8 protein-coding genes are annotated in these 13,101 nt (G+C 38.6%); 5 read left to right on the forward strand and 3 right to left on the reverse strand.

Annotated features, from left to right (window positions below; genetic code table 11):
- Genes ACJJIV_RS06240 through ACJJIV_RS06255 form a run of 4 tightly spaced genes read left to right on the forward strand, consistent with a single transcriptional unit; the run spans position 1 to position 7,308 of the window.
- A complete protein-coding gene (locus ACJJIV_RS06240; protein ID WP_444891129.1) occupies positions 1-1,116 on the forward strand; it encodes a hypothetical protein in 1,116 nt (371 codons plus the stop codon).
- A gap of 29 nt (positions 1,117-1,145) precedes the next feature.
- Positions 1,146-3,563 (forward strand): hypothetical protein, encoded by a 2,418-nt coding sequence (locus ACJJIV_RS06245; protein WP_444891130.1) that lies wholly within the window; start codon positions 1,146-1,148, stop codon positions 3,561-3,563.
- A 16-nt stretch (positions 3,564-3,579) separates the two neighbouring features.
- On the forward strand, positions 3,580-6,084 hold the full coding sequence (pigE, locus tag ACJJIV_RS06250; RefSeq protein WP_444891131.1) for a prodigiosin MAP biosynthesis aminotransferase PigE: 2,505 nt from the start codon (positions 3,580-3,582) through the stop codon (positions 6,082-6,084).
- Between the two features lie 57 nt (positions 6,085-6,141).
- Positions 6,142-7,308 (forward strand): acyl-CoA dehydrogenase family protein, encoded by a 1,167-nt coding sequence (locus ACJJIV_RS06255; RefSeq protein ID WP_444891132.1) that lies wholly within the window; start codon positions 6,142-6,144, stop codon positions 7,306-7,308.
- A 56-nt stretch (positions 7,309-7,364) separates the two neighbouring features.
- Here the strand turns inward: ACJJIV_RS06255 and ACJJIV_RS06260 are convergent, their stop codons facing one another.
- From ACJJIV_RS06260 to ACJJIV_RS06270, 3 genes are all read right to left on the reverse strand, one after another.
- On the reverse strand, positions 7,365-8,594 hold the full coding sequence (locus ACJJIV_RS06260) for an MFS transporter (protein WP_444891700.1): 1,230 nt from the start codon (positions 8,592-8,594) through the stop codon (positions 7,365-7,367).
- The gene (locus tag ACJJIV_RS06265; RefSeq protein WP_444891133.1) at positions 8,581-9,582 is read right to left on the reverse strand and encodes a helix-turn-helix domain-containing protein; all 1,002 of its coding nucleotides are present in this window, start codon (positions 9,580-9,582) and stop codon (positions 8,581-8,583) included. The genes ACJJIV_RS06260 and ACJJIV_RS06265 overlap by 14 nt, the downstream gene beginning before the upstream one ends.
- 1,061 nt (positions 9,583-10,643) lie before the next feature.
- On the reverse strand, positions 10,644-11,858 hold the full coding sequence (locus ACJJIV_RS06270; protein WP_444891134.1) for a hypothetical protein: 1,215 nt from the start codon (positions 11,856-11,858) through the stop codon (positions 10,644-10,646).
- Between the two features lie 437 nt (positions 11,859-12,295).
- On the opposite strand from ACJJIV_RS06270, the gene ACJJIV_RS06275 reads away from it, so the two are divergent.
- Positions 12,296-12,523 (forward strand): hypothetical protein, encoded by a 228-nt coding sequence (locus tag ACJJIV_RS06275; protein WP_444891135.1) that lies wholly within the window; start codon positions 12,296-12,298, stop codon positions 12,521-12,523.
- Positions 12,524-13,101: the final 578 nt, after the last annotated feature.

The raw sequence follows: 13,101 nt of genomic DNA on the forward strand, positions 1-13,101 counted from the left end.
ATGAATGATTCTTTGTTGGTAGAGAATAAAGAGTCATATTTTTCAGACTCTTCTACAAGTGTAAATTACACAGCCATATATGCCATAACCAATACTTTAGAGGGAATTTCTTATTCTTGTGATGATAATTTCCCAATATTTACATCCCCCCAGGATAATCAGTGGAAATTTTCTTCAGGAGGTTCTTGGATGGGCGGATTTTGGTGTGGCAGCTGGTGGTTAAAGGCAAAAGTCAGTGGAAAAGATATTGATAGAAATTACGCGTCTTCTATTTTAGAACGTCTCACACCAAAACTATATTCAGACACAATATTCCGCAGCATGATTTATTGGTATGCATTAGCGCCTGGAATTCGTTTATTTAACGATACTAAGTCTATTTTATTTGCGGAAAAAGCAGCAAAAACCATCTTTCAAAGTTTCAATCCGAAGTGGGATTGCTATCCTATGGGAACCGCTTTGGGGGCAGGAGAAAAAGGGGAAAACACACTAAATATTGATGGCCTTGCTGCTCTTATCCAACTGTTACAGTATGGTGACTCTGAAACCCGTTCTACTGCAAAATCACACACCGATTCAATTATTAAGTTTATGCTCGACCCAAGTGGTAATTTTTCTGCAAATGCTACACTTGGAAGCAATAAAATAAAAATAAGCAATTCTTCCAAGGGTTGGGCTCGAGGCCATAGTTGGGGACTTTTGGGCTTAGCTACTGCTTCCCGTCTTTGGGGCGGAGATTATCATACATTGGCTGAATCATTGTGCGTTGAATGGCTTAATGAATATTCTGATAAATTCCCTAAGAACCTTAAAAATGGAAATCGAAATCACCTGGATCCCTCTGCATCACTGATCGCGGCATTATCCATGTATAAACTTTCCGCATGTCCAAACAATATGATTGATTGGCGAGCAGAAGCCAACTCTATTATTAAAAATATAATTGAGTCTGACTACTTCAATATAAACGACCAGTCCCATGAGGCATATTTTAACGGTTGCTTTTTTCGTATTAACTCTAGCGAAGAAAGTTTAGGTGAAACAATATGGGGATATTTTTTTCTTCTGCAGGCTCTGCTTATATCAGAAAAAATTATTGACCCAAACGATATTTAACAAAATGAATTAGAGGCTCAACTTTAGAGATGAATCACAACATAGGGATATGCATTATTTCTGAGAATCCTGCTCTTATTGAAGAGCTGGATTATATTTTTTCTCTTATCCATGTCATTCAAAATCCTGAGGATGATTGCTCATTTACGATAGAGCCATTTTCTCTACCGCCGAAAAATAATAGGGACATATTGAATGCCACTATAAAACAAGCTCAACACTATCTAACGAATGCTGGCAAGCGTCATGAATTCTCATTTACTCCATATATATTTAGAGATTTAAATGAAGCAATTAAGGTGTTGCCTGGAGAAAATACTGTTTTTGACATATTTATTGTTGACACTGAATATTTACCTGAATACTCCAAAGAGGCCAACATTAGCTTACCCGAAAGCCCTTTTGATTTATTAATATCATCTTGTAAAGTACGTACACTTACTCCATTTTCTAAAGTTATGTACGTGCCAGAAGAGAGTCTAAATAGTATTTTATCATATGTTGATGGCAGTACTCAGATTCAAGTTCTACAAGACGATCCGGATTTAGTTAGGGCGAAATTGCTAAAACTATTGATTGATCACATGGAGCACGGTTATCTCAATAAGTTATTATCAAGAACTGCAGCAACCACTAAATCACCAATTGGACTCGCCCAGGCAATCTTTAGTCACATGCAAGAATTCTGGCCGAAGCAATGGGATTTCCACTATTATACGGGCTCTATGGTAGCCAACTTAATTCGCTCAATACAGGCATTATGTACGGATGTCCAAGATGATTCATCGCCCAGATGTTTAACTGGTAATAATGAGCATTGTTTAGCTGCTGGCGCATTAGCAGGATGGCAACTATTCGAGCGCTCATACGTTATTACAGTCACTTCTGGTATGATTGATGAATTTCGTGGTACTTTATCCAACCTTCAAAGAGCAAAAGCCCCAGGTTTAATTATATGTGCTGATAGTCCAGCTGATTCTTGGTTTGCTTTTCAGGGAACAATTGACGTTGATACTGATGGGCGTGAGGTCATAGCTGCCAGAAGGATACCCCACGTATACCTACATGATCGGGAAACCTTATCAGAACAGCTGAATAAGGCTTTTCAAGTCATGCATGAAAATCCTGGTCCTGTTTTCATTTTTGCCACTCCTAATATACTCGAGTCTAGGGAGAATACATTTAGCCCATCTGAATTCATATCTAAAGTATCCGAACCTGATGATATACATCAGAATGATCTCGATACTGTTATGAACTTAATTAACAATTCTGATATCAGATTACTCTGGAACTGTGGTCCGCTTTCTAAGTATGAGCTTGAGTTGGTAACCCAGATTGCGCAAGATGCAGGTATAGCTCTAACCGATTCATTAACTCATCCAGGTACGGTTCAAGCTTATAGAAATGGAAAACTAAATAAAAACTATCTTGGAACCTTCGGCGTCTATGCTTTCAGTCGACGGGTTTATCACTACCTACATGACAATGGAAAACTACGAGGACCGGATACTCTTAGTCAATTTTTTTTAAAACATAAAATTGATCAGGCTGCGACCCCATTTTCAGAAGGTAAACTGAAGCGTAATATCCATATCGTCCAAGTTAATAAAAATAAACGTCACCTCTCTCCTTACAGCAATATTGCCCTTAATATGCCTCTTGTAAAACTCTTGGAGTATATAAAGGCGCACTTAGACGTACAGGATCACATCAAAGCAAATCGCTTAGCATACTTGACAGAGGCTACAAATCTTGACGAATGTGTACCCGGGGATTATATGTCCAGCCTTCCAATGTCAGCCAATTATTTCATGTTGAAATTAGGTCAACAGGTTAGGAGATTAATTGAGAACAATGCATTTGAATTCATTGGTGTTTATGATGTAGGGCGCTGTGGGTTATCTGCAATACGTAATATACCAAGGACCTGTCGTAGTTTTTCTGGCTGGTACGGAAGAGCACTAATGGGAGATGCGCTTTCTGCCCTACCCTACATTGCTAGAACTTCTGATAAAAATGTATTGGCATTTATTGGCGATGGTGCACGTGCACTGGTCCCCAATATTGAGAGTCAACTTGTCCATGCTTTATCTCAAAACCCAAATGGGACAAAAATTAATATTACACTTTTGTATCTATGCAATGGTGTTTTATCAATGATTCAAACATATTTGGACAAAAGAACACCATCCGGCTGTGGTCGACAGGTAGTGGTGCCTTTACCACTTCAGGAGAACCATACCGAGTATAAGAGAGAGCCTATTACTTCCCGCAATATCATTGTTAATCGAACAAGGGTTAGTAGCTATCAGGAGCAGCAAATAGAAGATCTTTTGAATCAAAAGGGAAGAATAAATATTGCTGAGGTGCTTCTATCCCACAATTCTGATGGAGATGGTCTAAGCCTAATCTCTGAAGCCTCCTGGAATCGAATTACAGCTTGAATTTGGACTTAAAAGAATGAAATTTGGATTTATCGCTCACCCAACATCAGTTGCCCTGAAGCGTCATGTTAAACTTATTGATTTGGTCAACCGAAATATTGATGAGCAAAGTAATGGTTATCATGAGGACTACTGGAAAAAGCAAAACCTTGTGCCATTTACTACTTTTGATTCCGTTATCAGTAAGGCAGGGTCACAATGTAGTGGAATTATCCACTATATGCCTCTAACCGCAGAGGAAATGCTTTCGGAACATCGAAATGTAACAAAACGTGTTATTGAGGGAATCAATGACTTACAAAGCCGAGGAGCAGAACTAGTTGGGTTAGGTGGATTCACTGGCATCGTTGGAAATCGGGGCCTGCAGACAGCAGAGAAATGCTCAATTCCAATCACCACAGGTAACTCTCTAACAGCTTATGCTGCTCAAAGAAACATTCTACAAGCTATGGAGCGGCTCGAACTATCACCTCAAGGTATAGAAGTTGCCATTATAGGCTATCCAGGCTCTATTTCTCTCGCTATTGCTCAACTACTTATCGATAAAGGTTGTCACCTAACATTAGTGCATCGAGGTAAGAGCGATCCTGATAAATATCTGAACTACCTGCCTAGCCAGATGCATTCATCTGTAACGCTCACTAATAATATTGAAGATTGTTACGGTAGAATTAAATTCTATATTGCCGCAACTTCTACAGGCAGTGTAATAGATCCAGCCAGACTTCTTTCTGGCTCAATAGTGGTTGACGCAGCCTTACCTAAGGATGTAATGCCCACACTACAGCCGAGAGAAGATATTCTGATTATAGATGGTGGCCTGATTTCTGCAGGTCCTGAAGTCAGCTTCGGGGAAGCCACTAAAAATTTTGCTCCAAAGAAGTTCATGAATGGTTGCTTAGCAGAAACTATAGTTTTAACTTTAGAGCAATGCAGAGAAGACTATTCATTAGGTAGAATACTGCCGCCAGAGCGTGTATTAAACATTGGCCAACTAGCGGAAAAACATGGTTTTACCACTGTACCAATGGCCACCGACGGAGAGTGGATTACCGATTCCCACTTTTATGGGCTTCTTCGCCATCATCGTGATATTCAGGTCTCTCTTGATACTTCAAAACACCTACAGCGCACTCAAACAATTAGTAGATTTCGACATCACATTAATCCTGTGATGGCAGATTTTTACCAATTTAATCATATTGAACGTGTTTTTCATCACGGAAGTGGATGTCAACTCACTGATATGGATGGAACAATTTACTTAGATTTTGTTGCCGGTTATGGGTGCCTCAATACTGGCCATAATCACCCTAAAGTAACAAAAGCTATCACAGATTATTTATCATCGGAGAATCCTACTTTTGTTCAGTATGTCTCCATGCCATATCATGCTTCTCTACTTGCAGAGAGGCTGGCTGAGCTTGCTCCTGGAGATTTATCAAGAGTCTTCCTCAGTAACTCAGGTACAGAGGCTGTGGAAGCTGCTATTAAAATGGCTCTTGCCGCAACTTCAACGGGTCGTTTGATATATTGTGATAATGGATATCACGGAAAAACCCTTGGGGCATTATCTATCACTGGCCGCACTAAACACAGATCAGAATTCGAACCTCTATTACCTGAATGCCATGAAATACCTTTCGGTTCCTTGACCGCATTAGAGGAGGAATTACAGAAAGGTGACGTGAGGGCATTTATCCTTGAGCCTATACAGGGTGAAGGCGGTGTTCTATTACCACCTAAAGGATATTTAAAAGAAGTCAGGCGCTTATGTACTAAATATAATGTCATAATGATTCTCGATGAAGTGCAAACGGGACTAGGTCGAACCGGTAAACTCTTTTGTTGTGAGTGGGAGAATGTGGTACCTGACATTTTAATATTATCCAAGTCACTTTCCGGTGGCACTATTCCAATTGGTGCTACGATATCAAATCCTCGTTTATGGGATAGCGCTTACGGTAGTATGGATCGCTGTATTTTGCATACATCAACTTTTGGAGGCGGAAACCTGGCTGCTGCTACAGCTCTTGCGACTTTAAATGTTATTGTAGAAGAAAATTTAGCGGCTAATGCTATAGCTATGGGAGAAAAACTTAAAAGCTCATTAGAAGAAATTTCCAGTCAATACCCCTTCATTAAGTCTGTAAGGGGAATGGGACTTATGCTTGCAATTGAATTTTCTCAGTCTTTCAAAGGCAGTATTAACGCTACTGCTCAGGAACTTGCTCATCGCTTACCCTGGAATTCACGTGAAACTTACAAAATGCTGTCAGATAATGCCAAGCATCATATGCTTGCTGCCATTGATGCAATTGAGTCCAATTTGGAAGATATGTTTTCCCTAAGATTCGTTACAAAGCTTTCTCAAGAACATAATATTTTAACTTTTCTTACTGCCAACAATAGTCGCGTGATGCGCATTCAACCTCCATTGGTTTTGAATTCCCAAGAAGCATTAAGATTTATTTCTGCTTTCGATTCAGTATGCCGAGACATGTCTACTTTTATGGACTAACCATCATACATGCTAAGCAATTAATTTTTAATGGAAGCCAGCAGCTAAAGGATAATCATGTCATTATTAACAAAACAACAAGAAAAGCTTGTTCAGAGAGCACGTGATTTTGTACAAACAGAACTCCTTCCTCTTGAAAAGGAGGTTGAAAAATCTGGTGGAATAAGTTCAGAATCTTCTAATGAAATCATAAGAAAGTCTCAACAAGAAGGTCTTTTTGCGGCCAATATTGATCGCCGATTTGGAGGAGGGGGGCTCACCACATTAGATAACGTTCTCTTGCAAGAACAGTTCGGAGCCACCAAAGAAATTCTTGCACGTCGAGCGGCAGGAAATATCTATGAGTGTATTAAGGAAGGTACAGCCGAACAAATTGAGCGTTTTTTAATTCCTAGTATCAGAGGTGATCGGCACTCAGCATTAGCCGTCTCTGAGCCTGAGGCAGGTTCTGATGCGGCATCTATTACTACTAGGGCCGTACGCTGTGATGCCGGCTGGATACTTAATGGAAGGAAATATTTCATTAGTGATGCGGATTTCTGTGACTACTTTATTGTTGCAGCTGTAACTCAACCAGATCTTGGTCCACGTGGAATCTCTTTATTTTTGGTTGACAGGAGTCAACAGGGATTTGCCTATGGCAAAAGTTTTAATATGCTCGGATTTAAGGGTACAACGCATCGTGAGCTAATTTTCAACAACCTTATTCTGGGAAAAGATGCGCTGCTAGGAGAGGAGAATGACGGCTTTAGAATCCTGGGCGATACATTAGGAAAAGCAAGATTAAGTAAAGTCGGAGCTAGGGCAATTGGAAAGTGCCATCGTCTGTTGTACTTGATGAAGAAACACGCCCAAGATCGTCAACAATTTAGTAAAGCTCTCATTGATTTTGGCCAAATAAAACAAATGATTGTTGATAGTAATATTGAAATTGCAGCTGCAAGAGCACTTCTTCTACAAACTGCTAAGGAAATTGATACTGGCTTAGATTCTCGGGCTGCCATTTCCCAAGTAAAGATACTCGCAACCGAAACTTTGGGGCGTGTTGCAGATAGGGCTGTCCAAGTCTTTGGCGCCTCGGGCTGTCACGATGAAGAGGTGATTGAGAGTTTCTATCGCGATGCTAGACTGTATCGTATTATAGATGGAACATCAGAAATCCATATGAATATCATAGCGAAGGGTCTAAAAAGATCAGTTGGGCCTTGTTTCGTAGCCAACTAAATTCCCTTGATAGCCAGAACTACTATTTCAGTCAGTTTCTGGCTACACCAGAGAAATTAGATTGATTGATTTCCTTTTAGAAGGATTAACTTATGATTTTTAACTCTCCAAAAACTAACAGCGACCATTAGCCCACCTAATAATATAGTAAACATAAAAGGTGAGAGAGGGGAAAACTGGTGAAGAAAAGCTCCCATCAATGGGCCCAGGGCCAATCCTAAGCCTTTACTGACGCCATTGATTCCAGCTATTTTCCCCTGTGTATTCTCATCACCACTGAGACTTAATAACGCGAGATTTCCGGGAAAAAGTAAACCCATTCCACCTCCCAGAATTGCCATACCTAAAAATAACCACAGGTAAGAATCTGCAGAAGCAGATATAACTAAGGCTACAACTTGAATTATACAACCACCTATTAGTAACTTCTCAGGGGACCATGAAAGTAATTTCATTAACACACCCTGAGTTATAACCATAACTGTCATACTGGTCATCATTACTGCACCAGTTCTTTTAAGTGCCTCTCCCGAGGAATAACCAAATTCATCTTGTAACCTCAAACCAATAACTTGCTGTAATGTTCCATAAATTAGCAGACCACAAAATGTTATGAACAACATTGGTAGCAGATTCTTATAAGATAATTTAAATTTTGTATTTAATGACGAACTTCCAATTTCCTTTGATTCTTGTAGATTATTGCAGCCTAACCACCACAATATTAATAGACTTAATCCAACGATCGAGAAGCCTATCGCAATGGAATGCTTACCAATAAGCATTGCTATGAAACCACCAACAATAGTACCAACTCCGAATGCAGCACCCATTTTACCCATTCCTCTTGCGCGGTAGTCACGAGAGGTGAGATCAGCAATAAATGCCTGAGCTGCCGGCATAATGCCTCCAACCCCGATTGCCTGGCATAACCTTAAGCAAAGTATAATTAAAAAGACAGACGCCACAGTTATATCAAAAGTTAGCTTTATATATATTGTACTTGCGGTCAATATCAAAAATAAACCCGTGACCAATATACCAATAGATATAATCTTTTTTCTTCCATAAATTTCACTTTTAACCCCCCAAAATGGAGCCGAAATAATCATAGCGAGAGAGGAAACCGTTAATATAAAACCGGTTTGAATATCTGTTAGCCCCAAACTTCTACCAAGTAAAGGAAATGTTATAACAAATAGACTGTGTGCTACTCCATTGGCAACCAGGATAAGAAGTAATAAATTAATGTTTTGTGCTTTCTTAAAAGACTTAACTGATTCCATACTCACAGTACACTTCCTGTAGTTTTTCATTATTCCTAAATTCAATAGGAGTGCAGTTATATCTCTGTTTAAAGGTCTGTGCAAAATGGCTTGCACTGCTAAACCCACATAAGAAAGCAATATCTGTAATGCTTCTTTGCTTATCTTTTAACAGTGATCGTGCTCTCGCCAACCGATAATCTCTTAGCCAACCAAATACTGTCTTGCCAAAAGTCTTTTTGAAGGTTCTATTTAATCGACTATGGCTCATCCCTACTATTCTTGACATTTCCTCCAGCGAAGGGACATTAGCTAAATCAGCCGTCATCAAGTTTATTATCTTGTCCATTTCGGATGATTTTTTTGCGACGGGAGTATCATCAGGTGCAAGTTCAGCGAGAGGTCTCAGCCATCGAGCCAATACATCGAGCGTTTTTGCCTCCGCACTCAAACAATCTAAAGCCGTATTAAAAGGGTTTCCCATTAAGTCTGAAATCCAGGATTCATTTGCTTCTTGATAACCCAGCCTCATAAGCCAAGGTGTTCCATTATCGGAAAAAATTCTAGATTTATTTGGAAAGGCAAAACCGACACGTTTTGTTGCATATTTGATTACAACCATTTCATTCTTTTGCTTAGAAGGTGTATATCGAAAAAGCTTACTGCCTCCGGTATTCACCAACCAAACATCACCAGGTCTAATCAAATAATTTATATCATTTTTGGAAAACCCAATGGAACTAACTCCTTCAAATCCAAATATCAGTAGTGTTGTATTTTTTTGATAGCGAATACACGAAAGATAGTGGTCGTTAAACGTACAGCTACTTCCAGTCAAAGTAATATCGTCGCATATTCTACACGTCGTGAACTCCGTATCGCCAATTTCGGGTGGCAGAGAAGTTTGGCTCCACTTGCCCTGGGCCCTACCTGTCTCTTGTAAGTAATTATCAGAGACAATAAATGGTACGCAACCATCAATTACAGACTTTTTTCCACACAACTCCATTTGATCTAATCCATCTATCCATCAAATTTTTACATGAGAATACATTAGATCACCTTCATTTCAAGGAAATTAAACTAACTACCTTTCATTTTCTACAGGCAAGAAACTAAATAGGATGTTATTTATCTAAACTGTTATTTAGTGACTTATCTATCTTGATTATTTGTTGAGTAAAGTTATACAAGATCTGAAGAGAGGTTAAATAATCACCTACTTAACAGCCTGGGGCAGAAAACATCTAAAGTTTCAAAATTTCACTCTACTTTATGCCATTGATACTTTTGAAATATTCTTCCACTCATACTGGAAACTATTCTTCTACTTGAACTTTCTTGTCAGATTCTATCTAAATTATGGCCCACCAAGCCATCTTTAGGAGATTCAAGAACTCTCTATTTTCCACACGAAAAGTAGGTGTTTTGTATGCAATGTCGCATCAGACATGAGGAGGAGAGGAACACTATTTCTATACTGAGGTTACTGTTATGGTACTTCTTACTTAAATATCGTCAGCAGTCAGCAGTCAGCAGTCAGCAGTCAGCAGTCAGCAGTCAGCATCTTTCCATTCTTATTTTCCCATATCTAGATTACAGTTTTCCTATGCTAAACCGCTAGAAAGCCCTTTCATCTATTCAGGGTAATTATTTGTCAGACTTCTTGAGAGGTGTTTCGTTCATGTAATCAATCATACTACCTACTCTTCTCAATACTGAAGCCTACTTAAGAAAGAACTCACAGCTTATCCTTTAAATCTGTCGGATAATCGAAATTTCTTAGACATCACTTCTACTTTTCAGAAGAATTAGTGGATATTTTATGGTTGCATAATGTTCGCCATTTAATCCCATTTGGCAACTGTAAATACCGGTAGTTCTACCTATTTTGGATGAGAAAAAATAATTTACTTTATGCTATACAAAACTTTTAACAACAGGCTAATGTAGGCTAGGTGGTTAGCTTGCCCTTTCATATAAGTCCTATTCCTGACAAGCTAAATACCACAATTCAAAACATTTTAAAATCTAAGATACATTGTCAATATCTATACATCACCCCTGAATTTAAAAATTCATAGTAATCATCAACCAAAATTTATTTGTATCAGATAAATAATCTTTTGCATTATAGGTTGCATATTTCACCATACCGGACAAATGCTTACTGAATTTGCGATTATATCTGACACTCCACTCACTACCATAAAACGCGCTTCCCTGATTGGCTTCAAAATTATGATAACTAATGCCCAAATTCCCACCGATCAGTTTTAAGTTTGCAGTAACATACAAATCTTCAACGCCTTTTGCTGGTGTTTTTCTGAATTTATCTGTAAATCCTTGAAATTTATGGATAGTTGCAAGTGGTGTACTAAAACCAATACCGTTGTTTGCTCCCAGTATCTCGTAACCTATTTTCCCCTTCATTTTTCCTAAGGTGCCTGTAATCTCAGCTAGATAATAATTTGCTGAGTAATCATTAAGGTTTTTATTAATATTTTTCTGGTGTGCGAAACTCAAACGGGTTTCAAAGGCACCAAAATTTCCCAGATAATCCATACCGTAAGTACGACTAGAATCATTTATGGCATTATCGAAGTCTAGATTATATAAAAATACAGATAGCTGATGTTTTATTAAAACAGGGTAGCTAGCTCGAAATAAGTGGATATCCCCTTTGAAATCTGAAAAGTTGCTATCTTCTCCATAAACACGATTGATGTTGTAGATATAGCTGTGATCTAACTGTAATTGACCGGGATTACCATATTGATAGCGAATACCATCGTATGTTCTTTCGTTCTGACGCCAGCTTGCTTTACCCTCCATGCCTCCAACAAAGCGTGGGTTATTTAAGTTAATACGCTGATTACCTACCGTAACTTTCAATTGTTCTAAATTATATCTCAAGTACACCTGATTAATCTCTGTACCTTTGGGGTCAGCCACAACCGGGTATTCAGTCTTGCCATTAACCGTAGAGTTATACTTATCTACACCAATCTCACTCACATTGTCCAACTCAAGGAAGAAGTTCGCCCCCTGAAAGCTACCACTTCTCCAGTTAATACGTGTTCTTAAAGTAGAGGCTACAGCATCTTCATACAAATTATCTTGTTCGACATACTCTGTACGGTATCGAAGGTTCAGTCCAACCTCACCCGACTTTAGAACTTCTGTTATTCTTTTGGTATTACCACCGTTAGCCTCTACTCTTTGAGTATTGCAAACACTTAGGATGAGTATTGTTACCACCATGTATAAATTATTATTTTTCACTCGCTAATCCTTTGCACATTTTAATAAGCTCCGCTACCGGATAGTATCAAAACTCAAACATCCTACTTATCAAACTACGGTAGCTTGCTAATAGTTAGATACCAACCTTATCGGATCCCGAATCATGAACCGATAAGATAAGTATTTGGCTAAGATTAACCTTAAATAAGTCTCATGTCATTTTTCCATGATTCAGCATCATAAAAATACGGCTTCATAAATTACTAGCACCGATAATTACTAACCTCCCAACCATTCTCTTGCACCATTTTCAGGTTAAAAAGACAGTCTAAATGATTATCTCTACCAACTTTATGAAGAGTTAAAGCCTAAAGTGGGATTGTAAAAAAGTCGATCCCGTAATAAACCTGCTTCACAAAAGGAAATCTATGATATAACTAGATGTACCACCCCTTAGAATATATAGTAATTATGAAATGGCGATTGCAGTGAGGATTACTTTGAAAGAGATAGAGATTACACAAAAAGACAACCTTCATTTAACGCTACATCTTTCAGGTAAAGATGAATTAAATACCTCTTCTTACCGTATAAAGCCATTAAATAGTAAAGCTATGCTATCAAATGAAAACTCAAAGAATTTGGCGTTGATGAACGTCAGATATCTAACGCGTATATATTCAAAAATTTCTTTTTGTGCTTAGAAATTATTCTTGAAGTTAAAAGTTTAGCCATCCAGTAACGTCGGTCTTGGAAAAGGATTATTTTGATTGAAGCACAAAATTTGATTGGAACAGCTCAGAATATTTCTTCTATTTAATAATATTGCTAGATTTAAGTAACAGCTGTAATAGTACACTTTTACAGATTACTAACTTTTATATCATTCATTTAAAATTTAGCCAGGCACCTTAGATGAAAGCTAAATGAATGAGCTTGGAGACAAAATTAGGTTATACCCATCTAAGGAGATCTCTAGTTTCCAGCCGTTACTGAATATACATATACTCGATGCCCTAGTAGAAGGCTACTCGCTACCGTAGGGTCTGGGACTATATGTTCACTCATACCCTTTGTTCGCACTTAAAACCATAACTTCTTCGGCTCACCCAGAACAAAATACCTCAATATCCCACATTACAGGATTTAACCCACTTTTTGCGCCAAAATTTAGCAGTTTCCCCGCCCAAAACCCGCAGATTGCCCCTACTCGCGCCGATTGCTAAGATGCGCGCCTGCCGCTATGGCCCGGCTTCCCCTCTGGTTCCGTATTGCAACACTG

Source organism: Microbulbifer mixtoriginis (SeqCode) (assembly GCF_052466765.1).